The sequence below is a fragment of the Flavobacterium sp. KH_001 genome, from assembly GCF_057840745.1.
On record NZ_CM174520.1, the window covers coordinates 756,545 to 782,218 of the forward strand.

General features: G+C 33.5%; 21 protein-coding genes. 5 read left to right on the top strand and 16 right to left on the bottom strand.

Going from position 1 to position 25,674, the window contains the following annotated elements; translation table 11 throughout:
- Positions 1 to 4: 4 nt before the first annotated feature.
- Positions 5 to 670 (bottom strand): succinate dehydrogenase cytochrome b subunit, encoded by a 666-nt coding sequence (locus AC3ITQ_RS03570; RefSeq protein ID WP_194657491.1) that lies wholly within the window; start codon positions 668 to 670, stop codon positions 5 to 7.
- 363 nt (positions 671 to 1,033) lie between these two features.
- Between AC3ITQ_RS03570 and AC3ITQ_RS03575 the strand changes: the two genes are divergently transcribed.
- Entirely contained in the window at positions 1,034 to 2,395 is a 1,362-nt protein-coding gene (locus AC3ITQ_RS03575; RefSeq protein WP_489236843.1) for a hydroxymethylglutaryl-CoA synthase family protein, read from the top strand.
- Between the two features lie 183 nt (positions 2,396 to 2,578).
- On the opposite strand, the gene AC3ITQ_RS03580 is transcribed toward AC3ITQ_RS03575, so the two are convergent.
- The 7 genes from AC3ITQ_RS03580 to AC3ITQ_RS03610 all read right to left on the bottom strand — a co-directional run bounded on the left by AC3ITQ_RS03580 (position 2,579) and on the right by AC3ITQ_RS03610 (position 6,107).
- Positions 2,579 to 2,758, bottom strand: coding sequence for a hypothetical protein (locus AC3ITQ_RS03580; protein WP_133526167.1), 180 nt, complete (start codon positions 2,756 to 2,758; stop codon positions 2,579 to 2,581).
- Between the two features lie 73 nt (positions 2,759 to 2,831).
- Positions 2,832 to 3,203: a hypothetical protein gene (locus AC3ITQ_RS03585; RefSeq protein WP_489236844.1), complete on the bottom strand. Its 372-nt coding sequence runs from the start codon at positions 3,201 to 3,203 to the stop codon at positions 2,832 to 2,834.
- Positions 3,204 to 3,218: 15 nt separating this feature from the next.
- Positions 3,219 to 4,064, bottom strand: a complete 846-nt coding sequence (locus tag AC3ITQ_RS03590; protein ID WP_489236845.1) for a tetratricopeptide repeat protein — start codon at positions 4,062 to 4,064, stop codon at positions 3,219 to 3,221.
- Positions 4,065 to 4,178: 114 nt separating this feature from the next.
- A complete protein-coding gene (locus AC3ITQ_RS03595) occupies positions 4,179 to 4,919 on the bottom strand; it encodes a LytTR family transcriptional regulator DNA-binding domain-containing protein (RefSeq protein ID WP_489236846.1) in 741 nt (246 codons plus the stop codon).
- A gap of 3 nt (positions 4,920 to 4,922) precedes the next feature.
- Positions 4,923 to 5,360 (bottom strand): GNAT family N-acetyltransferase, encoded by a 438-nt coding sequence (locus AC3ITQ_RS03600; RefSeq protein WP_489236847.1) that lies wholly within the window; start codon positions 5,358 to 5,360, stop codon positions 4,923 to 4,925.
- 7 nt (positions 5,361 to 5,367) lie between these two features.
- Positions 5,368 to 5,841 carry a macro domain-containing protein gene (locus AC3ITQ_RS03605; protein WP_489238883.1) on the bottom strand — a complete coding sequence of 158 codons (474 nt, stop codon included), beginning with the start codon at positions 5,839 to 5,841 and terminating at the stop codon, positions 5,368 to 5,370.
- Positions 5,835 to 6,107 (bottom strand): hypothetical protein, encoded by a 273-nt coding sequence (locus AC3ITQ_RS03610; RefSeq protein ID WP_489236848.1) that lies wholly within the window; start codon positions 6,105 to 6,107, stop codon positions 5,835 to 5,837. The genes AC3ITQ_RS03605 and AC3ITQ_RS03610 overlap by 7 nt, the downstream gene beginning before the upstream one ends.
- A gap of 470 nt (positions 6,108 to 6,577) precedes the next feature.
- Between AC3ITQ_RS03610 and AC3ITQ_RS03615 the strand changes: the two genes are divergently transcribed.
- From AC3ITQ_RS03615 to AC3ITQ_RS03630, 4 genes are all read left to right on the top strand, one after another.
- Positions 6,578 to 7,870, top strand: a complete 1,293-nt coding sequence (locus AC3ITQ_RS03615; protein ID WP_489236849.1) for an aminopeptidase P family protein — start codon at positions 6,578 to 6,580, stop codon at positions 7,868 to 7,870.
- A 7-nt stretch (positions 7,871 to 7,877) separates the two neighbouring features.
- Positions 7,878 to 8,774 carry an alpha/beta fold hydrolase gene (locus AC3ITQ_RS03620; protein ID WP_489236850.1) on the top strand — a complete coding sequence of 299 codons (897 nt, stop codon included), beginning with the start codon at positions 7,878 to 7,880 and terminating at the stop codon, positions 8,772 to 8,774.
- Positions 8,775 to 8,935: 161 nt separating this feature from the next.
- A complete protein-coding gene (locus AC3ITQ_RS03625) occupies positions 8,936 to 9,742 on the top strand; it encodes a TIGR00266 family protein (protein ID WP_072970553.1) in 807 nt (268 codons plus the stop codon).
- Between the two features lie 180 nt (positions 9,743 to 9,922).
- Entirely contained in the window at positions 9,923 to 10,702 is a 780-nt protein-coding gene (locus AC3ITQ_RS03630; protein ID WP_489238885.1) for an alpha/beta fold hydrolase, read from the top strand.
- Between the two features lie 484 nt (positions 10,703 to 11,186).
- Here AC3ITQ_RS03630 and AC3ITQ_RS03635 read toward each other — a convergent pair whose 3' ends face one another.
- The 8 genes from AC3ITQ_RS03635 to ileS form a co-directional block, all read right to left on the bottom strand.
- The gene (locus AC3ITQ_RS03635) at positions 11,187 to 11,945 is read right to left on the bottom strand and encodes an ATP-binding cassette domain-containing protein (protein WP_489236851.1); all 759 of its coding nucleotides are present in this window, start codon (positions 11,943 to 11,945) and stop codon (positions 11,187 to 11,189) included.
- Between the two features lie 205 nt (positions 11,946 to 12,150).
- Positions 12,151 to 14,916 carry a PD-(D/E)XK nuclease family protein gene (locus AC3ITQ_RS03640; RefSeq protein WP_489236852.1) on the bottom strand — a complete coding sequence of 922 codons (2,766 nt, stop codon included), beginning with the start codon at positions 14,914 to 14,916 and terminating at the stop codon, positions 12,151 to 12,153.
- A gap of 63 nt (positions 14,917 to 14,979) precedes the next feature.
- Entirely contained in the window at positions 14,980 to 16,461 is a 1,482-nt protein-coding gene (locus tag AC3ITQ_RS03645) for an OmpA family protein (RefSeq protein WP_489236853.1), read from the bottom strand.
- A 112-nt stretch (positions 16,462 to 16,573) separates the two neighbouring features.
- The gene (kbl, locus tag AC3ITQ_RS03650; RefSeq protein WP_489236854.1) at positions 16,574 to 17,767 is read right to left on the bottom strand and encodes a glycine C-acetyltransferase; all 1,194 of its coding nucleotides are present in this window, start codon (positions 17,765 to 17,767) and stop codon (positions 16,574 to 16,576) included.
- 70 nt (positions 17,768 to 17,837) lie between these two features.
- Entirely contained in the window at positions 17,838 to 20,996 is a 3,159-nt protein-coding gene (locus AC3ITQ_RS03655) for a UvrD-helicase domain-containing protein (RefSeq protein WP_489236855.1), read from the bottom strand.
- A 146-nt stretch (positions 20,997 to 21,142) separates the two neighbouring features.
- Positions 21,143 to 21,739 carry a lipoprotein signal peptidase gene (locus tag AC3ITQ_RS03660; RefSeq protein ID WP_489236856.1) on the bottom strand — a complete coding sequence of 199 codons (597 nt, stop codon included), beginning with the start codon at positions 21,737 to 21,739 and terminating at the stop codon, positions 21,143 to 21,145.
- An 87-nt stretch (positions 21,740 to 21,826) separates the two neighbouring features.
- Complete coding sequence (locus AC3ITQ_RS03665; RefSeq protein WP_026983623.1) at positions 21,827 to 22,207, bottom strand: TraR/DksA family transcriptional regulator; 381 nt, start codon at positions 22,205 to 22,207, stop codon at positions 21,827 to 21,829.
- Positions 22,208 to 22,216: 9 nt separating this feature from the next.
- Positions 22,217 to 25,618: an isoleucine--tRNA ligase gene (ileS, locus tag AC3ITQ_RS03670; protein ID WP_489236857.1), complete on the bottom strand. Its 3,402-nt coding sequence runs from the start codon at positions 25,616 to 25,618 to the stop codon at positions 22,217 to 22,219.
- Between the last annotated feature and the right edge of the window lie 56 nt (positions 25,619 to 25,674).

Below are 25,674 nucleotides of genomic sequence, written 5' to 3' on the forward strand. Positions count from 1 at the left end.
GATATTAATTATTGAAATGATGAAATAATGCGATAATTACGAAAAGTGCTGGCACTACAACTGCAAACCAGTAACCTACTTTACTTAAAAACCTAGAGTATTTATTGTGCATTCCCACTGATTGAAGAGAAGATGCGAATCCATGCCAAAGGTGAAAACCTAAAAGCACGAAAGAAATGCAGTATAATCCTGTACGAATTGGATCGTGGAATTTGTGCACTAATTCTCCATAATACCTTGTAGCATCTGGTGCAGTACCTGCAATGTATTTATAACTAACTTCTGGAAACCAAAAATCATAAAAGTGCAATCCTAAGAAAGCCAAGATTACTAATCCAGAAATAATCATATTTCTAGAACTCCATGAAGCATTTGCTGCTCCATTGTATTTTGCATACGCAATTGGTCTTGCTGCAGTATTTTGAGCAGTCAGTACAAATCCCATAACGAAATGGAAAATTACTCCGAATGCCAAAACAGGTTGCATTACATATTGAATTAGCGGATTGTAACCCATAAAGTGAGATGCTTCGTTAAAAACATTTTCACTAATAACAGAAATGAAATTTAAGGTAACATGCAGCGCTAAAAACGTGATTAAGAATATTCCCGAAAGAGCCATAGCCACTTTCTTTAAGATGGAAGCATTCAACTGTGCAGATTGTGCCATAAGTGTTTAAGTAGTTTGTTTTAAAAAATTAGACAAAAATAACGCAATTAACAAAGAACTACAACCATTTCGTTGTTATTTATAATCATTTTAAAATAGACTACGTAGTACGTACTTTTACGTATAAAAAATACTTAATATCAAATAATTTTATTATAAAAAACTAAAAACATACACTTTACAGATTGTATTTACCACCTATATCAGCCCGACAGACAGTCACAAAACTTTATCAAATTACTATTTTAATCAAACTTTTAATTTGTTTTCTTCAAAAGTGTCTTCACTTCGAAATTTTATAGACGAAAAAAATGGTCATTCCATTACATAATTTTACCTTTATCGGCTTCAAAAAAAATGAGAATGAAAACAGGAATTGATGCTATCTCTTTTGATGTAGCCAACATACACTTACCCATCAGAACTTTGGCAGTTGCCAGAAATATTGAACCAGAAAAATTAGAAAAGGGTCTCGGATTACTTAAAATGACATTACCAGACGTTCACCAGGATGCTGTAGTTTTTGGAGCAAATGCTTTAACTAAACTTATTCTGGAGAACGAAATAAACTTAAATGAAATCAGCCGGATTTACGTGGGCACCGAAAGCGGTATCGACAGTTCAAAACCAATCAGCTCGTATTTAATCAACCTAATGGAACAAAAATTTGGCGAAGATTCTCTTGCCGAATGTGATGTTGTAGATTTTACTTTTGCTTGTATTGGTGGTGTTGACGCTTTACAAAACTGTATTGATTTTGTAAAATTGAATCCGACGAAAAAAGCAATTGTGGTTACTACCGATTTTGCGAAATACGATTTAAATTCAACCGGAGAATATACACAAGGTGCCGGAGCTTTGGCAATGTTGGTGACTTCAAACCCAAGAGTTATTGCTTTTGATGAAAATTGGGCAACAAGCACAAAAGGTGTTTTTGACTTTTTCAAACCTTACCGAACACTTTCGAAAGAAGCGATTACGAAAAACGAAAACAACGATCCGTGGTTTGACAATTTAGAAGCTGAAATCGAAATCCATAAAGACCAACCGGTTTTTGACGGTCAGTATTCAAATCAATGTTATATGGATCGTACGCGTAATGCGTATTTCTCTTTCAAGAAATTAAAAAATACGACCGAAACTTTATACAATACCTGGAATAGCATTATCATGCACCTTCCCTATTCTTTTCAGGGGCGACGAATGTTATCTGAAATCTATGCTTTAGACAGTGCTGATAAAATAATTGCCGAAAATATCGAACCGGCAGATTATCAGAATAAAATTAAAGAAGTTGGAAAATCTGATGACTATAAAAAGTTTGTAACCGAGAAATTGCAACCTGCCGAATTAGCTTCTTCTTTAATTGGAAACCTTTATACCGGTTCTATTTTCATGGGATTATTATCAACTTTGGCTCATTATTACGATACAAAGCAAGAAGTTGCCGGAACTAAGTTCGGATTCCTGGCGTACGGAAGCGGATCGAAATCGAAAGTTTTTGAAGGAACAATTCAACCCCAATGGCAATCGGCTTTAGCGAAAGTAAAACTTTTTGAAAATCTGGAAGAAAGTATTGAAATTGGTTTCGAAACTTATGAAAACCTTCATAAAAAACAACAAAAACAAAGTGTTCGAACTCCTAAAAACGAATGGGTTTTAGATCGAATTGAAAAAGAGATTCCTAATTTGATTGGGGCTCGTTATTATAAATGGATTAATTAATAAAATTCCAAATTCCAATAAACACAAAAACCGAAGCTTAATGTTTCGGTTTTTTTATGCTTTACTATTAAATTTAACCGCTAAGGACGCTAAGAATTACGCAAGGTTCGCAAAGCTTTGCGAACTTATCTTAAGACGGTGCATAGATAAAAACTTTTGTGCACTTCGCGGTTAACTAAAAAATCAATCCTTCTTATGCTGTTCTGTATAAGTTTGATTTCCTTTAAGAGCCTCGTCATGAACATGCATTCCGTTTGACATTCCGAGCATAAAGGCAGTTATAATTAAAAGTAATTTTCTTTTTATCCAATGAAGTGGTCGCCTAGATTGCTCTAAACGTGTTTTGTTTTTGTGTTTATACATTTTGAAAATGATAAATGATTAGACATTATTGTATCATCTTATGCGTTGAAGCGCATAAATGCTCAGAAATTATCTAAGCGCTGTATAAACTTTTATATAAATTGTTTGAAGTGATTGTTTCATTTATGAAAACAGCTTGTCTTATAAATGAATTAATATTTTGATAAAGAAGATTTTGTAGTTTTTGAATTATCTGAATTTGAAAAGTGCGAACCAGTTTAAACTCGAGATAATTTACAGGAATTAAAAACGAAATTTTAATTCGGGAAACAAATTGATTGAATATGTATAAACGAGATTTTTCAGCATCTAATTCTCGTCTTGAAATTACAAACGAAGATTGATAATAATCCGCCGATTTTGATTGAGAAACTAAAGTACCATCACTTGCAATCACGACGAAAGCCAGAAAGAGATAGATTAGGTATTTTAGGTGTTTATTCAATTTATGCTTGTAATTTTATTGTTTCAGTTCAATTTTCATTTGTTCCGCTAAAGGTTTAATTTTTTGATCACTCATCAAATAAGAATTAGCTTCAGCGAACCATTTGTTGAATTTTTCAATATCTTTTTTAATGTAATATGCCTGCAAGACATTGTAGGCATTTTCAGCATTATACGTTTTATCCGCACATTCTTTAAAAACTTTGCGGCATACATTTTCTGCCTCTTGCAAATTACCATTTTTAGTTTCTGCATAAATTAATTCCTTATTCGTATAAGCATCAAGAGGTTCTTTTTGTAATGCAATTTTCAAAACATCAACCGCTTTTTGATACTGCTTCAGGCAATTATAAGAAAATGCCAACTCAACCCGAAGACCTTTATATTCAGGATCTATTTTTTGAGCCTTCTCAAGATATTCCAGGCCTTTTTCACATTCGTTCCAACCATTATACATAAAACCCCAATTGTAAAGTCTTTTGACTGTCCCTTCATCTTCTTTATAAAACTTCAACCATTCAGGTGTTTTATTAATATGCAATTCTTCAAACTTTGATTCAGAAATAAAAGCTACCAAATTGTTATTTGGCTCCAAACGATATTTCATCTGTCCGTCAATCTCTCTTCTTTTTGGAATAAACTTACCCGTTTGATCTATTTTAAATGTTCCTTCATAATCAAATGTCAGTCCGGCTTGTGGATCGATGTATATAAATCCGTACGGATGAGCACCTGTACTGTCTGGGGAAAATGCCACCCATTTATCTTCACTCTGAACAAATTTTTTATCAAATTGAAGCTGATTTTGCGCAGAAATATTGAATACAAAAAGTAAAATAAATAAGGTAAAAATCTTCTTCATATTTAATTTTAGTTTGGGTTAAGATTAAAAAATCAATTCAAATATATAGATTTCATTTCACTTTCCCTTACCATTAATTGTTAGTTAGCACAAACAAATTGTTTTAGATACGAATTAAAAAGTCAATATACTTTCTTTATAATTCTTAGAAACCGGAAGCTCAATTTGAGTCAGAATAACAGTATTTGAATTTCTCCAGGACTTAAAGTGTGACGGATTTATTAAATGAGAACGATGAATTTGGATTAAAAAAGTAAAATCATCGAGAATCTTTTTGAGCGAAGAACGAATCAGTTTTGAATGGAGTTTTTCGTTTTCGAGATAGAAAATCTCCACATAATTCTGAGCATTGGAAATACAAACTAAATCTGCTTTTTTGATTTTTAAAATGTCTAATTTATTTTCTCCTGTGAATGTCAGAATATCATCTTTTACGGGAATGAGTTTGATTAGATATCTTCTGGCCAGAATTATAACCGGGGTTAAAATCAATGCTATTTTGATGAAGATTATGGAGAAAAACTCAGTAAAAGTATATCCGCCTTTTAAAATTGGACTTTTATAAAAGACATAAATTCCAAATAGGTAAATTATAAAAAAGAAAATAATACTTCCGATTTCTAAACTGAGATTCCATTTTGAGATTTTCTTGTAAATGCTTTTTTGAAGAACCGCCAAAATGCTATAGCACAAAAAGGCCAAAACACTAAAACCAAAGCTAATGAAAAACCAGGATCGGAAATTTAAAGTTCCGTCATCAAAAGGTTTTATGATGAATGCGAAAGCAAAAATCCATAAGGCAATAAGAAGCCCAACGACCAAATGATGTTTTATTGATGAATTTAGTTCTTTCATTATTTATTTATAGATAGTAAACTTGTTATGCGATAAAGTGAAACCAAGATTTTCGTAAATCATGACATTTTCTACTCTTCTTTTATTTGTGGTTACTTCGATGCTTTTTAAGTTATGCTCTTCTGCATATTGCATGATCTTTTCTATAAGTTGTCTTCCAATACCTTTGCCCCGATGATTTTGATTTATAAAAAACTCCTGAATTTCGCCAACTCGCCCGTTATGATGCAAAAGATTTTGCGTGTGAAAACTAATAAAACCTAAACCTTCGTTGTCGTTTTCTACTATTAGATAAATATTGTTTGGGTTGGCTATGTTTTCATTGAAGATTGCCGCGAAGACTTCGAAGTTTAATTCTTCGTTTTCAAGTTCGCAGATTGATTTGTAGACGAAATCTAGGTCTTGTGTTTTGACTTTTCTTATTTGGAGGTTTGAATACATTATTTTTTTACTTCAAATTAAAATCATAAATATAAGTTCCAATGTTATTTTTCAAGAAAGATTCATTGATAAGAGGTTCTATTTTATCCCAAGTTCCGCCCGCAAGCCCGCAACCTATTCTTGGCATATGGGCAGATGCATTATTTTCCTTTGCAAACTGAACAACTTTTTTAAATCCTATTTTTATAGCTTCATAACGAATTGGAGCATTCCCTTTTTCATCTTTATTTATTCTATGCTGACCTATTAAATTTACAACCCAAATATCATCTTCAACTTTTACAAATTGTACCTGTCCAAGTAAAAAATTGTCTTTTGAATTAAACCATTTTCGGTACTCAATTTCAAGTTGTTTCCAACGCTTCGAAATTGCCAATACAAATCCTTTACCCCAACCACCAATATCATTACAAATATGCACAATTACTTTATTTCCATCTATTATTGGATTTGTAGCGTCTCCACTGATGTAATTTATAATATTTTCCATTGATCTTCAAATTCGCTTTTATTTATGCTAAATTCTTTAAATTCTAATAGATCAATTTCTTGATCTGCCAGAAATCCATATTCATCTTCAATAAATTCATGACTATATTTTAACACTTTCCCATTTTCGTAAATTTCAATTTGGCGAAGTATTTCTCCATTGAAATTCGTTTCAAAATAATAAATACAAGTTCCCCAATTTTCACTTTTTTCAATACGTGACTCATCGAAATATCTTTTAAAATATAATATATTCATAAAACATCTTTAGCAAGCCAATATACAAATTCCCACAATTGAAAGAACTCATTTCCTCTATAAACAATAAACTCCTTATGAAACCGTGAGCGTGAGGGATAGAGGCGGTATCTCCCGATTTAGAAAAACAAGGCTTTTTAGCCGTAGTTTTTGTTAATCGGGAATATAGCCGAAAGCCCGGCCCGGAGGGACACGCCCGTATTAAGATTCTGCATAACACAAACTTGCCAATCTTTGTAGAGTTACTTGTGTGATCTTTCCTTCGTCAAGATGACAAAACTATGCGAGAAAAAAAATAAACTTGTATACTTTCCGTAAACCCTGGCGCACCTTTCAATTAAAAAAACTTCGTGCCTTAGCGCCTTCGTGGCAAAACCAAAAACAAATAAGAAAACTTTAATAAATCAATCTTGCACCACTTCTTCAAAAATCACTAATTTTGAAATCTGAAGTTCAAAAATCAATTTATTATGAAATATCATCAAATAAACAGCGCTCTTTTTGTAAAAAATCGCAAAAAATTCACGGCAGAAATGAAACCTAACAGTGTTGCCGTTTTCAATTCTAATGACATTTACCCGGTTAGTGCGGACAGTACTTTGCCATTTGCACAACATAGAGATATTTTTTATCTGAGTGGTGTTGATCAGGAAGAAAGTATTTTGCTTTTGTTTCCGGATGCGCCTTATGAGAATCAAAAAGAAATGCTTTTCCTGAAAGAAACCAACGATCATATCGCGGTTTGGGAAGGAGAAAAACTGACTAAGGAACGTGCATATCAGGTTTCGGGAATCAGAACGGTTTATTGGTTGCAGGATTTTCATAAAGTTTTGAACGAAATGATGACGTATGCTGATACGATGTACATCAATACAAACGAACATTACCGTGCGACTGTTGAAACTGAAACACGTGAAGCTCGTTTTATAAAATGGTGGAAAGAACGTTACCCAGCACACAATGTGGCCAAAAGCAACCCAATTTTGCAACGCATTCGTTCTGTAAAAGAAAGCGAAGAAATCGATTTGATTCAGCAAGCTTGTGATATTACGGAGAAAGGTTTCCGTAGATTGCTTTCATTCGTAAAACCAAATGTTACGGAATATGAAATTGAGGCTGAACTAGCGCACGAATTCATTCGTAACCGTTCTAAAGGCTTTGCTTACACACCAATTATCGCTTCAGGAAATAATGCGAATGTTTTGCATTATATCGAAAACAACCAACAATGTAAAGCTGGAGATTTGATTTTGCTGGACGTTGCGGCAGAATATGCTAATTATTCAAGCGATATGTCGAGAACGATTCCGGTTTCTGGAAAATTCTCTGAAAGACAAAAAGCAGTTTACAATGCGGTTTTGAGAGTTAAAAATGAAGCAACAACAATGTTGACTCCAGGAACGCTTTGGAAACAATATCATATTGAAGTTGGTAAAATCATGACTTCGGAATTATTAGGTTTAGGCTTAATTGATAAAGCGGATGTTCAGAACGAAAATCCGGATTGGCCAGCTTACAAAAAATATTTCATGCACGGAACGTCTCACCACATGGGATTAGACACGCACGATTACGGATTGCTTCACGAACCAATGAAAGCCAATATGGTTTTTACGGTTGAACCAGGAATTTATATTCCGGCAGAAGGTTTCGGAATTCGCTTAGAAGACAACGTTGTGGTTCAGGAAAAAGGAGCACCTTTTAACTTAATGCGCAACATTCCGATTGAGGCAGATGAAATTGAAAGCTTAATGAACTCATAATCTTACGATGAAAAAGATTTTTCTATTTGTTTTTTTGATGATTTTGGTGAATACTTTCGCTCAAACTGAAGGTTATTCTACTAACGATGATTCGAGCAAAACCTATTACAAAATTTTCGGAAAAGGCGAACCGCTTTTGATTATAAACGGCGGACCCGGAATGAACAGTAATGGTTTTGAAGGTATGGCTAAGATTTTGGCGGAAACTCAGGAAACGATTATTTATGATCAACGAGGCACCGGCAAATCGGAATTGAAAGAATTGAATTCGAAAACTATTTCGATGAAAATTATGGCTGAAGATATTGAAGCTTTGAGAAAACATCTGAAAATTAAAAAATGGAATATTCTAGGGCATTCTTTTGGTGGAATGTTAGCCTCTTATTACGCAACGATTTATCCAAACAGCATTAATAAACTGGTTTTATCATCGTCTGGCGGAATTGACCTGAGCTTATTAAAAGGACCCAATTTGATTGAACAAAATTTAAGCAAAATCGAAAAAGACTCCATGAATTATTGGGAATCTAAAATCGAAAAAGGGGATACTTCGTACGCTGCCCGATTAGGACGTGGAAGAGCGATGGCGCCGGCTTATGTTTACGATCAAAAATATGTTCCGATTATTGCTGAAAGATTAACTCAGGGAAATTCAAAAATAAATGGATTGCTTTGGCAGGATATGCAAAAGATTAATTTTGACTGCGCAGCCAAATTGAAATCTTTTAAAAATCCGGTTTTAATTATTCAGGGAAAAGAAGATGTGATCAGCAATGAAATTGGAGAACTGGCTCAAAAAACACTACCCAATTCGAAACTGATTTTGCTTGAAAACTGCCGACATTATGGATGGCTGGATGCAAAAGAGAACTATTTTGGAGAGATCAACTCTTTTTTAAAATAATAACAAAACAGAAACGGTTTTCAGAAATGAAAGCCGTTTTTTTATTACAGGAAGCACAAAATTTCTTTTGGTGAATTTTCTTTTCACTTAAATTTAATATCTCATTTGTAACATTCCAAACACACATTCGACTTATTCAGAAAACTAAAACACTAGAAATCATGCAAGCACACGAAATAGATTATAAGATTTTTGGAGAAGAAATGCAATACGTAGAAATAGAACTTGATCCACAAGAAATAGTAATTGCCGAAGCTGGAAGTTTTATGATGATGGAAAACAATATCCAGATGGAAACTATATTTGGAGACGGATCCCAACAACAATCAGGTTCAGGTTTGTTTGGAAAACTTTTGAATGCCGGAAAAAGAGTTCTTACCGGCGAAAGCTTATTTATGACAGCCTTCTTAAACCAGGGAAATACCAAGAGTAAAGTTTCATTTGCTTCTCCATATCCTGGAAAAATTCTCCCAATTGATCTGACACAATTTCAAGGTAAATTTATTTGTCAAAAAAGTTCTTTCTTATGCGCCGCCAAAGGTGTTTCGGTTGGAATCGAATTTTCACAAAAACTCGGCCGCGGTTTATTTGGCGGAGAGGGCTTTATCATGCAAAAAATAGAAGGAGACGGAATGGCATTTGTTCATTCTGGCGGAACAATGGCTAAAAAAGAATTAGCTGCTGGTGAAGTTCTAAAAGTAGATACGGGCTGTATTATTGGCTTTACTAAAGATGTCGATTATGATATTGAATTTATAGGCGGAATCAAAAACTCTATTTTTGGAGGTGAAGGTTTGTTTTATGCAACCTTAAAAGGTCCCGGCACCGTTTACATACAATCTTTACCTTTTAGCAGATTGGCTGACAGAATCATTGCATCGGCACCACGATCAGGCGGAAACAGTCGTGAAGAAGGAAGCCTGCTTGGCGGGCTTGGAAACCTTCTAGATGGCGACAATCGCTTTTAAATTAAGAATAAAAAACTACAAACGGCTTTCAGGATTGAAAGCCGTTTTTTTTATTTCAAAGTACAACTTGATATAAAAAATGTAATAACACTATTGAATAAATATCAACTCAAAAGGATATATATTTCTTATACCGCCTACGCTTTCTTATCTTTGTGATTTAAAATTTAAATTCTCATGTTGAAAAACATTCTTTATAAAAACACCAAAATATCGTATACCGATGCGGGCGAAGGAAATGCAATTGTACTGCTTCACGGTTTTCTGGAAAACAAAAAAATGTGGCAGGAATACGTTGATTTTTTTTCTAAACAATATCGCGTTATCACAGTTGATTTATTAGGACATGGTGAATCAGATTGTTTAGGGTATGTGAATACTATGGAAGAAAATGCAAATGCTGTTCAGGAAGTTTTAGCTTCGTTAAAGATTGAAAAAGCAATTATTCTGGGACATTCTATGGGCGGTTATGTTGGTTTGGCTTTCGCCGAATTATATCCGCAGCATATTCAGAAGCTAGTTTTGCTGAACTCAACTTCAAAAGAAGACAGCGCCGAGAAAAAACTAAACCGAACTCGTGCGATAAAAGCGGTAAAACAGAATTATGTAAGTTTTGTTAGTTTGGCAATTGCCAATTTATTCAGTGAGAATAATAGGGCAAGATTAGCCAATGAAATTGAAAAAGTAAAAGAAGAAGCTTTAAAAACTCCTTTACAAGGAATTGTTGCTTCTCTCGAGGGAATGAAAATTAGAAAAGATCGCGAAGCGCTTTTACATGAAAATAGATTTCCGGTTTTATTGATATTAGGAAAAAAAGATCCGGTTTTAAATTATGAAGATAGCCTTTCTCAAATTGAAGACACAACTGTCGAATTAATTTCATTTGAAGATGGACATATGAGCCAGATTGAAAATAAAGAAGAATTAAAACCCATTTTACAAGAGTTCTTTAGTAAATAAAATCAAAAAAGGCCATTTCAAAATAATTTTGAAACAGCCTTTTTATCATTTGTGGGGGCAAAAAATCTTAATTATTGTAATAATATATATTTTTCGATTTAGATACGATTGCTCTTTATCAAATCGGTTCAACCCTTTTTTAGATGGCCCAAAGATATTTTAATATTCGTAATTGTTCAACAAACACTTGTTAAAAAAAGCCTGATTTTAAGATTAAAACTCACTTTTGTCTATACTTTATCTTTTCTTTATTTTTAAAACAGACTAAATAACAAATCTTAACAAAAAGAAAGGATTCTTTTAAAAATATAACATTACGATTCGTTAATCTTAATTAACAATCTGATAATTAGACTCTAATTTCTCTTTCACGATGAAATTAAGTGTTATTTCCTAAAATTTCCATCTCGTTAAACGTCATACGAATTAGTTTTCGGGAAGGAGAAAAGCAAAATACATTAAACGAAAAATCAAAAAGACTTGATTATAAAGAAGTGGAATTTAATAGATAACCTTTTTCAACAAGCTCTTTTTTTTCTTTAAGATGATGCGTTTTACCATCTTTAATTAAAACTAAATGATTTGAAATCTTTAATACATTTTGATAATTATGATCTGTTATAATAATACCTTTCTTATGTGTATTATTCAATATCATTTCATTAACAACGTCAATCATTAACGGAGCTAATCCATTATAGGGTTCATCAAGCAAAACAAATTTAGAGGAATTGAAAAGTACAATTTTAATTTCAAGATAGCGCAATTCACCACTTGACAAACATTTTATTTTTTTTTCGAAGATTGACTGAATCAGTTTGTCTTCACAAAAATCCTTCATTACTTTTTTATCGATAGATAATGAAATTACCTTTTTTACAAAAAAATGATTAGGAATAAATTGGTCCTGATGCAAATATCCAATTTCACTAAACATGTTTTTGTTGTTCTTTGAAATTCCATCAATTCTAATACATTTATTTGGCGATGAAACCAAGCCAAAAATAATTTTTAACAAAGTTGACTTTCCCGAACCATTTCTCCCTAATAAACCGATAATTTCATTAGTTTCACACTTTAGATATACATCAGACAGCAGCAATTTACCATTATAACTGATTTGAATTCCATCGACTTCCAGAATATGCTTTTTCAAATTAACTTCCTTATTATAAAATCTATCAAACCAACAATAACAACCGTAAAACATGCAAAAAGATAGCAAACAAATAAAAGCTGCCATTTTGGAATACCATTATTCGCATAAAACAAGTAATCATTTTTACGGTATAATTCCCTAAAACCAATACTCACTAAAAATCCAAATCCAACAAACATTATAAAAAAATAATCAAATCCCCCAATTAGAACAGAGATTATACAGATCGTTAAATTCACAGGTAATGTTGTCTTAAAAAACTCAAATATGTTTAATAGCTTTCTGTCCATTAATTAATTTTTTCTTCAAAAGGAATACTAACATCAAAGATTTCATTTAACAGCACTACAATTTCTTCCAGAAAACTATTCAGAATTTCTTTTGTAACGGTTATATCCAATTCTTTTTCTTCTTTAAATCCAAAAGGCAAAAATCCTGACTTTAAATTTTTAAAAGATATAATTCCTACTTCTATTGGAAAATCTTTTGCTTCTTCTTCAAACATAAACGCATAAGCCAGAACCTGAATAATTTTGTCGTTTTTAAGCTCCTGTGTTAATCCGTTCCAGGATTTCAATATCACATTCGTCTTTTCGACTTTTCCGGTCTTATAATCAATGATTCTTATTTTTCCATTGCGTAGCTCAATTCTATCAACATTTCCTTTAATTAGGACAGGAAATGGCAAGTTTGGATGAACGAGTTCACGCCCGTATGTTTGCTCTAAAGCTATAATCTGAATTGCATCGCCATTTTTAATTGATTCTAACTCCATTCTCAGAAAGTTAGATACATTACGTTTAGCCACTTCAAAAGCCAAAAGGTTTCTTCCTTTTTTAATTTCACCTTCTTTATAAACCAATTTAAATTGTTTTAAAACTTCATCGTCTAACAATTTAAAGCAATTCGAAATGTCGCTTTCTGAAATAAATTTACCTACGAAAGGGTCGTAAAGCGCTTTTAAGGTTTCGTGAATAATAGTTCCTAGTGTATTTAAAGCAATGTTTTCTTCAACTTCTTCTACCTCCCTGATACGGAGTATTTTTTGGAAATAAAAATCAATTGGATTGCGAATATAACTTGTTAATGCAGAGGGAGAAAAACCTGATACTGCAATTTCTCTTAAACGCTCCATAACCGCGTCAGATTTCGGGACTACCATTGGCTGGTAGGCTGTCGTGGGCAAAACAGGGTTATAAATATCAAAAGTCAGATTATGTTTAGGTTGCTTTTCAACTTCCAACTGCGTTATAAAACGGCTACGCTCACCAGCATCTAAACCGTCGTTTTCGGTATTGTAAATTAGATATATATTTTTTGCCCTTTGTAACAAGTGATAAAAATGATAGGTATAAATAGCATCCTTTTCTTTAAATGTTGGAAGACCTAACTCTTTCTTTACATCATAAGGAATAAAAGAATTTTGAGATTTCCCAGCCGGAAATTTTCCTTCATTCATAGAAGTTACAATTACGGTTTCAAAATCTAAAACACGACTCTCTAAAACTCCCATAATTTGTAATCCGCGAAGAGGTTCACCTTCAAACGATACTTCAGCAACATCAATAACCTGTTTATAAATCGCGTACAAAGTATCGATATTATCAATATGCTTATGTTGCAGGTAATAATTAGTCAACTTATTAATGACCTTAAAAATGGCATACACAAAAGCCTTAGCTATTTTTTCATCTTCATTATCATTACTAAAGTTTTCTTTTATTAAAAGTAAAAGTTTCGAAATATTTTCGAGAACTGCAACTGCCCCATTATCCCATTTTTTAAATAATAAGAAAAATAAATTTGATGGATTAAAATTAAGCTCAATAAGTCTGTTATGGCTAATAAAAGTATAATTATTCTCTTTGATAATCTTTACCAGATTACTAGCATTAGCATACGGTTCAACCAAAGGATGCGTCAAAACATCAAGTATATCTTTGTAATAAAGCACATAGCTCTCGCCTTTTCTAGAAAGCGCATTAGTATGCATTTTAAACAATTTGGCAATCAGTATTTGCGAGGGATTATTTTTACCAGAATAACCCATAGTTATATTTAATGCACCTACAGAAGATGGTAATGCATACAAAACCGGCATAAGCAGGTTTTCTTCGCCAAGAACAATTGCAACTTTATCAAGTGAAGAAATTTCATTTTCGATAATTATATTCTCTATAATACTCCCTGCAAGTTTTGCCTGCCCGATAGTTTTTGGAGTTCCTATTACCTTAATATTCTTAGATTGAGAGAAGTCATCTACAATCCATTCAAATGGATTTGCTTTGTAATGCTTCCAGTTTTCTTTGAAACGTCGTACAAAAAGACCTGCATCATGATAAGGATCGTTTAAAAAAGTCTGGTCTACATCCCAATATATCTTACCCCGGTCGAGAGTAAGAAGATGCTGTACTATTTTTTCTTCAGCTGCATTTAAAGCATTAAATCCGGCAAAAATAAAAGTCCGATTAGAAATTGTATTCGAAAAATGTTCTAAATTGTTGACTGCTTCGCGGTAAATCAGACCCTGATATCCAATTGATTTATTTAGTAAATGTTCATATAATGAATTATAATATAAGGGAAGAAGTTTCCAAAAATCAATATAATTTTCTAAAAGCTTTGTTTTGTTTTCAACTTCAATTCCCCATTTTTTAATATCCTCAATATCCTTTAAGTAAGATAAAACATGAGACGGTTCTAAAAGATAACGATCGATTTCATTAAAATCCTGCAAAAGTGTTTTTGCCCAATTAGCGAATAACTCAAATGATTGTTGGTTTTGTTTTTCAGTAACAGAAAGATATACCTCATAGAATTCAAATAGTAATTCAATTGAATCTACAGAGCGAATTGAAGCAACATCCTGCACAAAGTCTTCAATACTGATAATTTCAGGAGAAAGAATTGTTTTGTTCGTTTCTTTTTTCAAAGCTTCTATCAAAAAGACTTTAGCCCTTTTATTTGGTAAAACTAGAGTTGTTTCAGCAAGTTTTGCAGAAAAATCACGAATTACAACAGTTGCAATTTTTTCTAAAAAAGAAGTATTTATCATTTGATAAAAATAAAAAAAGCCATTCAATTAAGAATGGCTTTTAGTATTTATTTAAACAGTAAATTATAGTTTACCTTGGTATTTAGAACCAATGTGTCTAATTTCTGTTCTTCTGTTTTGAGCTTTACCTGCAGCAGTTTTATTACTTGCAACTGGTTGAGAAGGTCCAAAACCTTTAGAAGTTAAGTTCTCTGCGTTAACACCTCTTTCAATTAAAGCGTTCATTACAGCAGCAGCTCTGTCTTCAGAAAGTTTTTGATTCAATTTAGCAGAACCTGTACTATCTGTGTGTCCTTCAATGCTGAATTTCGCGTTTGGATAGTTGATAAGGATTTGTTTGATTGCATCTAATCTAGCTTGAGTTTCTTTGTCTCCAGTTTTGAAAGTAGCTTTACCTGAGTTAAAGTATACCGCTCTAGCTTGAACTTTAAGATCTTCTAAAGCTTCAGTAGTTACTTCAGGACAACCTCTGTTAGAAGCAGGACCGTAAACTGTAGGACAGTCATCATCTTTATCTGCAACACCATCTTTATCAGCGTCTAAGAAAGGACAACCACCATTTTCTTTAGGACCAGCAACAGTAGGACATTTGTCATCTTTGTCAGCGATTCCGTCACCGTCAGCATCTGGACAACCTTTTAAAGCAGCTAAACCAGCAACATCTGGACAAGCATCATCTTTATCAGCAATTCCGTCTCCGTCAGTATCAGGACATCCGTTTAATGCAGCTAAACCAAAAACATCTGGACAAGCATCACTAGCGTCAACGATTCCGTCTCCGTCAGTATCAGGACATCCGTTGAATTGTTTTAAACCAGCAACATCTGGACAAGCATCATCTTTGTCATAGATTCCGTCTCCGTCAGTATCTTTACCTCCGAATTTGAATACAAGACCTAAAGTGTGTTGAAAATGAGATGGAGTATCAATTTCTCCATTCTTATCATTTCTTCCAACATTGTCTCCAGAACCAGCAGCAACAGCCCATTTGTATCTAGTTGCAAGCTCTAAACCAATAGCATCTGTAAACCAGAAAGTAACTCCAGCACCTGGATTAACCGTTCCAAAACTATCATCTCCTAAGAAAGTATAACCTCCACCAACAGATAACGAAGGATCAATTACTTTAGATTTAATTAATTCCTGGAAGCTATATTTGATAGTAGCATCAATTCCGTAATACATTAAATCACCAGGATTAGTAACTACATTACCTCTTCCGTCATGCCCAGGAGCAGATGGTCTGAAATAAACAGCTTTATCAATTTTGTTTACAGAACCTTGTAAACCAACAGAGAAACCGTGACCTACATATCTATTCACTCCAATGTAAGACAAAGAAGGAAGAATATTCCAGTTGTCTTTTGCAGCGAAAAATTGAGAAAAGTGTTGGTCAAAGAAACCACTTCCTGCACCAGAACTGGTTCTAGTGTCAACGGCATTAACTCCAAAAGAGATAGCCCATGGATTGTTACTGTCTTGTGCGTGAGAACTTAAACCCATCACCATCATCACAGCAACTAAAAGTTTGTTAAGATGTTTCATACTTAATTTTTTTAATTACAATTTAGTTAATTACAGACAAAAGTAACACCAAAATTTTTAAATACAAAATGAAATGTTAAAAAAAACCTACAAAAATTATTTAAAATGGGAATTATATAACTTTTAACTTTTCTCCGACAACTTTAAATGCACTTATTGCCTTGTCTAGATGCTCTTTAGAGTGCGCAGCAGACAACTGAACTCTAATTCTTGCTTTGTCCTTTGGAACCACCGGAAAGAAAAATCCTATCACGTAAATTCCTTCTTTTAAAAGCTCATTTGCCATTGTCTGAGACAGTTTTGCATCATATAACATTACAGGAACAATAGCTGAATCCCCATCAATGATATCAAAACCTGCCTTTTTCATTCCCTCTTTAAAATAATTCGTATTCCATTCTAATTTATCTCTTAATGAAGTATCTTTTTCTAATAAGTCAAAAACCTTAATTGAAGCCCCCACAATAGCAGGCGCAAGAGAATTTGAAAACAAGTATGGTCTTGAACGTTGACGCAATAGTTCAATAATTTCTTTCTTTGCAGTTGTATAACCACCCATCGCACCACCTAATGCTTTACCAAGGGTACCTGTGATAATATCCACTCTTCCCATAACACCTTTAGCCTCCAGTGTTCCTTTACCGGTTGCACCAATAAACCCAGCGGCATGACATTCGTCTACCATAACCATTGCGTCATATTTATCTGCTAAATCGCAAATTTTATCCAGAGGCGCTACAAGACCATCCATAGAGAACACTCCATCAGTAACAATTATTTTAAAACGAGCTCCAGCTTCATTTGCTTTTATTAATTGTTGTTCCAAATCTTCCATATTACTATTTTCATAGCGATAACGAGCTGCTTTACACAAACGAACACCATCTATAATAGAAGCATGATTTAAACTGTCTGAAATAATCGCATCGTTTTCTCCTAATAGAGGTTCAAAAACACCACCATTTGCATCAAAAGCTGCAGCATATAGTATGGTATCTTCTGTTCCATAAAAATCTGCAATCTTTTTTTCAAGTGTTTTATGGATATCCTGTGTTCCACAAATAAATCGAACAGATGACATTCCAAAACCATGTGTATCCATTGTATCTTTCGCTGCCTGAACAACCTCAGGATGAGACGAAAGTCCTAAATAATTATTGGCGCAAAAATTCAAAACTGTTTCTCCAGTAGAAATAGTTATTTCCGCTCCTTGTTCTGAAGTTATGATGCGTTCTTTCTTAAAAATTCCGCTTTCTTCAATTGTTTGCAATTCGTTTTGCAAATGCTCTTTAATTTTACCGTACATTTTACTATATTTAATATGTTAAAAATTAACAACTTACCTCACTTAAGCTATTAACAACTGATTAATTTTTTCACAAATTTACTACATCGATTTCGGTTCCTATGTATACCAAAGCTCTTTTTAACACTTTATAGCCTAAATCTTCAATTGCATCCTGATACTCCTGAATTTGCTGTGTATATTTTGAGTTTATTGCTCCCGTTTTATAATCCAACAAATAAGCCTCTTTATTTTCAGTCAAAACAATTCGATCCGGCTTTAAAATTCTACCCTCCTTTTGAACTATAGTCTGCTCGGTAAGAACATTATTCTTCCCATCAAAGCAGATACTTAATTCAGGATGCGACACAATTTCATAAAGCGTTTTTAAAACCATCTCTGTTTGATCAAATGTTATCAAACCATTCTCGATTCCTTTTGTAACTGCTAATTCAACATCTGATTTATCTTTTACAAATGCCAAAATCTCATGAACTACATTTCCATACGAAATCGCTTCTTGCTGATGCGTTCCCCACATCAAAGATTCCTTCTGAGCGATTTTAATATTTTTCGGATTCAAAACTTCTGAAACAATTGGGATTGTCTTTACCAAATCTAATGTTTTACCTACAGCAGAAAGCTTTGTTCTACTTCCAAATTCATATTCCAGCTTTTCAGGCTCATAAATCCCTTTGTTTATCAAATATTTAATAAAAAAAGAAGCCATATTACCCGGAAACTCTCCATCTTTTCTCTCTTTTATAGTCTGAGAAATAACATATAATTGTTCCTCAGCACGAGTTAGGGCCACATACAAAACATTAATATTATCAAGTAGCTCTTCTTGTTTTTTCAGATTAAAAACAGCAGAAGCACTTTCTCCAAAACCTTCAACGGCACTGCTATTGTCAATCAGAGCCTTTGGAACGCCTAAATCAGCATCTTCTGCATCAAGCCATAATTTATCTTTTGGCTTTCTGCTATAATCTTCTTCTGCAAAAGGCATAATTACAACAGGAAATTCCAAACCTTTAGATTTATGAATCGTCATAATTCGAACAGCATTATTTCCTTCTGGAGAAGGAATACTAAATTTTTCTCCGTTTTTATCCCAGTAGCTTAAAAAATCTGCAATTCCAGCCTGATTTCTAATGTCACGCTCTAAAACAATATCCAGGAAATATTGCACATAAGCATTTCCTTCTGACGACAGAACAAATTTAGAAATGATAATCTCAACAGCTTCATAAAGTGATTTTTTTCGAACATCTTCAAAAGAAAGCGAAACATCAAAAGTTAAGAGCCATTTTTCAAACTCATTTTCATTTCTATGCCCCATTCCGGCAGCTATAAAATCATGAATTGGCAGCTCAAGCTCTTTTGTTGTCGCCAAAAAATGAAGAAAATTAGCTTTAGCCTCCAAATCAATACTATTATTCAGATACTTTAATAAATGAATAATCAACCGAACTTCTGTTGCATTCTGAATCATTAAAGTTTCTGATGACAAAAGTGGAATATTTTGTTCGGTTAAGTAATTCGCAACGGCGATTCCCTGATCTCTTTTTCGAGTTAAAACTACTATGTCACGATATTCAAAACCATCACGGAGTACTTTCTGAATTGTATTTAAAGTTGCCAGAACATACAAATCTGATTTTTCAACAACCTCTTCTTCGTCAGCAAAATCATTCTTTTCAATTATTGGCAAAAAAGAAACATTCACATACCCTCCTTTTTTTGAATTAGAGTTCTGATGACTATGATTTTCATATAAATCTTTATAATCATCATTAGAAAATTCGGCCGAAATTAGCTTAAAAAAAGCATTATTAAAATCAATTACCTCACTATAACTCCTATAATTAGTATCTAAATGTTTAATTACTTTTTCCGGATTATTAAACGGATTTGAATCTTTACCTAATTCAATGAATTGTTCCGCTTTTCCTCCACGCCAGCGATAAATGGATTGTTTAGGATCGCCCACAATCATCAGTGTACCTTTGTTTCCAAAATCATCCTGACCCGAAAGTGCATTATCAATAAGTGGAATTAAATTTTGCCATTGCATTTCAGAAGTATCCTGAAATTCGTCAATGAAAAAATGACGATATCTTTCACCAAGACGTTCATAAATAAAAGGCGCCGGCTGGTTCTGAATTTCACGATGAATGATGGCATTAAATTCAGAAATAGATAAAATATTTTGTTCTGATTGAATTTTAGCCAACTCATTACTTACTGTATTCAGTAGAGAAAGTGGGGTTATATTTTTCAAAAAAGCCTTATAGAAATCTCTTTTTTCAAAGTTTTTATAAATTCCGCTTAAAGTCAAAAGCAGCTCAGGAATAATATTCTCAATCAACGCGCGGTCATTTGCGGTTTTATTGATAGCGATATCATCAAATTCATGAAAAGTTTTATTTCGCGGATTGAATTTCCCTTCGCGAATACTTTCCAGGTGATTCGGAAAAGTTCCTCTTGAAAATGATTTTAAATCGATACCATTTTTATCAATTAGAGCTAGAGCTTCAGAAGCTAATTCTGCGTTCTCTTTTTCTAAGTCGACACATAAAACCGACATTTTCTTTTTAATGACAACAAATTCTTCAATCGATTTATCATGAAAATGAACAATTTCATTTCGATTGTTTTCATTTAAAACCAACCTTCCTGTTTCTAAAATTTCACGCGAAACATCCCAACTCTTATCATCGTCGGTTTTTTCCATCGTAAAATCAATCAGCAATTTGGTTAAAGTTTCATCCTGACCTGCTTGTGCAATAATAGCATCAACAGCTTCTACCAATAAATTCTCGGTATCCAGCGTCACCTCAAAAGTCATTGGTAAATTTAAATCGTGAGCAAAAGCCCGAATTACTTTATGCGTGAATTTATCAATTGTAGAAATATCAAAAGCAGCATAATTATGAATTAGGTGCTTAATAATGTTTTGAGATTTTATTTTGATTTTAATTACAGAAAGACCGGTATCTCGAGATAAGTCCTCCATTAAATCCATGGCTTTCGCCGAAGGTTCGTCTTTGGCAAACTCAGACAAACTGCCCACGATACGGCTTTTCATTTCATGAACGGCCTTATTGGTAAAAGTTATTGCCAGAATATTACGATAGGCATCATTTCTAGGAGAAGAAAGAATAATTTTAAGATATTCTTTAACCAAAGTATAGGTCTTTCCCGAACCTGCTGAGGCATCATAAATAGAGAAAGACGGACTTTGCATAAGTTTGGTTTTACTGTTGTAAAAATAACACAATAAATATCAAATCCCAATAATGCAAAATTCCAAATTCCAATATTTATATGCAAGAAGCAATTTAAATATTGGAATTTGGAATTTATTTATTTTTGAATTTTTATAAAGTAAGTTTAGTGTTTTGGAAATGCTCTTTTATTAAAAACAAGCAAAATACCAACACCTGTAGAAATCGCCATATCGGCAACATTAAAAATAGCATTAAAAAACATAAAATGTTTACCTCCAAAGATAGGCATCCAGGTTGGAAGATTGCCTTCCCAGATTGGGAAGTAAAACATGTCTACTACCAAACCATGAAACCATGTACCGTATGGAGTTGGCGAAAAAAGTGTTGCCAAATTATGCGTGCTGTCATCAAAAATTACTCCATAGAAAACAGAATCTAGAATATTTCCGGCTGCTCCTGCAAAAATCAAAGCAATTGCAACAATCAAATAAGTAGATTGATGCTTTTTGATGGCATCTGCCAACCAATATCCGATTCCGAAAACCGCAAAAATTCTAAAAACAGTTAAAATCAATTTCCCATATTCCCCAGGGATTTTTGTCCCCCATGCCATTCCTTCATTTTCAATAAAATGAATTTTGAACCAATTTAAAACTTGAACTTCTTCTCCTAATATAAAATTGGTTTTTACATAGATTTTTGAAATCTGGTCAACAAGTAAAACTAAAAATATAAGGATATACGCTTTTCGTAATGACATTTTATGAATTTTTGATGCGCAAAAGTAGTAATTTAATCAAAAAAAACGCTCCTAATGGAGCGTTAATTCTTTTGCAATTTGCAAATATTATCGTTGCAGGTTTTTAGCTTCGATACTCATTGTAGCATGAGGAACAATTTTAAGCCTTTCCTTGCTGATCAATTTACCTGTTACTTTACAGATACCATATGTTTTATTTTCAACACGGAATAATGCATTTTTTAGATCGCGTATAAACTTTTCCTGCCTGATAGCCAACTGTGAGTTTGCTTCTTTAGACATAGTTTCACTTCCTTCTTCAAATGCTTTAAAAGTTGGAGAAGTATCATCAGTTCCGTTATTCAAATCATTCATGTAAGCACTTTTAATTAAATCCAGATCGGCTTGTGCTTTTTGTATTTTATTTTGAATTATTTCTTTGAACTCTGCTAAATCAGCATCAGAGTATCTTGTAATTTCATCTATCATTTTATTATATTATTTTGAAATTAATATCACAGTTTTAATATCATCAAACTCAATTTCTGTGCCGTTTTCTAAAACGTCAACAAAAACCAAATCATCTGTTAATGTCTCAGACTTAATATAGTCTTCATTTTTAAGAATGGCCTCTTCTAGCAAACCACTTCTTTTTATTTGAACCTTAATCTTATCGGTAACTTCAAATCCAGAATCTTTACGGATATTTTGAATTCTGTTTACCAATTCTCTTGCGATTCCTTCGTTTTTCAATTCTTCAGTGATTGTAATATCAAGCGCAACCGTAATTCCGTTTGAATTTGCAACCAGCCATCCTTCAATATCTTGCGATGTTATTTCGACGTCTTCTAGTGATAAAGTTACATTTTTTCCAGCAATAACAATATCTAGCGCTCCCTGCTTGTCCAACTGATTAATCTGATCTGCCGAAAAAGCTTGTATTTCTTTGGAAATCAGACCCATATCTTTTCCAAAACGTGGTCCCAAAGCCTTAAAATTAGGCTTAATTTGCTTCACTAAAATACCAGAATCATCATCTAAAAGTATGATTTCTTTCACGTTTACTTCCGCTTTTACAAGCTCAGAAATAGCCTCAATTTCAGCTCTCTGATTTTCGTCAAGTACCGGAATCATTACCTTTTGCAAAGGTTGACGCACCTTGATCATCTCCTTTTTACGAAGCGATAAAACCAAAGATGAGATGGTTTGCGCCTTCTGCATTTTGCTTTCTAACGTTTTATTAACAAAGTTTTCGACAAATTTTGGAAACTCAGCCAAGTGAACACTGCTATATTGCTCAGATCCTGTAGAACTCGTTAAATCTCGGTACAATTTATCCATGAAAAAAGGAGCGATCGGAGCGCTTAATTTGCTTATCGTTAATAAACAAGTATAAAGCGTTTGGTAAGCTGCAATTTTATCATGAGCATATTCTCCTTTCCAAAAACGACGACGACATAAACGAACGTACCAGTTACTTAAGTTTTCCTGAACAAAGTCAGAAATAGCTCTCGCTGCTTTCGTTGGTTCATAATCTTCATAACATTCATCAACAAATTTGATTAAAGAATGTAATTCAGAAATAATCCACTGATCGATTTCAGGTCTTTCGTTTAACGGGATCTCCGCTTCAGCGTATTTAAACCCATCGATATTCGCATATAACGAAAAGAAAGAGTAAGTGTTGTATAAAGTTCCGAAGAATTTACGACGAACCTCAGCAATTCCTTCAATGTCAAATTTTAAGTTGTCCCACGGATTTGCATTTGAAATCATATACCAACGTGTGGCATCAGGACCATATTCTGCAATTGTTTCAAAAGGATCTGTCGCGTTTCCTAAACGTTTCGACATCTTTTGTCCGTTTTTATCTAAAACTAAACCATTTGAAACTACATTTTTATATGCTACTTTATCAAAAACCAAAGTTCCGATAGCATGTAGAGTATAAAACCAACCACGAGTCTGATCTACACCTTCAGCGATGAAATTCGCAGGAAAATCTTTATTCTCGTCAATTTTATCTTTATTCTCAAAAGGATAATGCCATTGGGCGTAAGGCATTGCTCCTGAATCAAACCAAACATCAATTAAATCGCTCTCACGTTTCATTGGCTGGCCTGAAGCCGAAACTAAAGTAATTTGATCCACTACATTTTTATGCAAGTCGATTAAATCATAATTTGTTTCAGACATATTTCCGATTTCAAAACCTTTGAACGGATTTTCTTTTTGAAAACCAGCTTCAATAGATTTTTCAATCGCATTGTACAATTCTTCAACAGAACCAATAAGAACTTCTTCTTTTTTATCTTCTGTTCTCCAAATTGGCAACGGAATACCCCAATATCTAGAACGAGATAAATTCCAGTCGTTGGCATTTTTCAACCAATTTCCAAAACGTCCTTCACCAGTAGACTTAGGCTTCCAATTGATAGTTTCGTTCAGGTCGAACATTCTATCTTTTACATCGGTTACTTTAATGAACCAAGAGTCTAGTGGATAATATAATAACGGCTCATCAGTTCTCCAACTGTGTGGATAACTATGTACGTATTTTTCAACCTTAAAGGCTTTATTTTCTTCTTTTAATCGAATAGCAATTTCAACATCTACAGAACGCTCTGGCGCCTGACCTGCATCATAATATTCGTTTTTCACATATTTACCAGCTAAATCACCTACATGAGAAGTGAATTTACCTTGTAAATCTACTAAAGGAACTGCCGTTCCGTTTTCGTCCAAAACCAACATTGGCGGCACTTCCGGTTTAGCTTCTTTTGCTACTTTAGCATCATCAGCACCAAAAGTCGGAGCGGTATGCACAACTCCTGTTCCATCTTCAGTTGTAACAAAATCTCCGGCAATTACTCTAAATGCATTTTCAGCATTTTGATAAGGCAATACGTATGGTAATAATTGTTCGTAACGAATTTCAACTAAATCCGCACCTTTTGCTTCTGCTAAGATTTTATACGGAAGTTGTTTGTCGCCATTTTTTACTTTGTCGAAATCAGCATCATCTTCACTTGCAAAAAATCCTTTTCCGAATTGTTTTCCAACTAAATTTTTAGCCAAAACAACATTGATTGGCTCAAAAGTATATTGATTGAATGTTTTTACTAAAACATAATCGATTTTTGGACCAACTGTCAAAGCAGTATTCGATGGCAATGTCCAAGGAGTTGTCGTCCAGGCTAAGATGTGAATATCTCCAAAACCTTGTAAAAAGCCTGGAAGCGTTTCTGGTAAAGTTTTGAATTGCGCTACAATCGTAGTATCTGTAACATCTCTATAAGCTCCAGGCTGATTTACTTCGTGAGAAGATAATCCAGTTCCTGCTTTTGGAGAATAAGGCTGAATCGTGTAACCTTTGTACAACAAACCTTTATCGTAGATTTGTTTCAAAAGCCACCAAACAGACTCCATATATTTTGGTTTATAAGTAACATATGGATCTTCCATATCTACCCAATAACCCATTTTTTCGGTCAAATCATTCCATACGTCGGTATAACGCATTACGGTTTTTTTACACGCTTCGTTATATTCTTCGATAGAAATTGTTTTACCAATATCTTCTTTTGTAATTCCAAGTTCTTTCTCGGTACCTAATTCTACAGGTAATCCGTGCGTATCCCATCCGGCTTTTCTTTTTACCTGAAAACCTTTTTGAGTTTTATATCTGCAAAAAATATCTTTAATCGCACGCGCCATCACGTGGTGAATTCCCGGTAATCCGTTTGCTGAAGGCGGACCTTCAAAAAATACGTAAGGCTCTGCACCTTCGCGAGTAGTTACACTCTTTTCAAATATATTTTCTTTCTTCCAAAAATCAAGAACTTCTGACGCTACTGTTGGTAAGTCAAGTCCTTTGTATTCAGTAAATTTTGTGCTCATTTTATCCTTTTCTTAAACGAGGTGCGAAAGTAAGGAATTTTGAGGAAAATAGATAA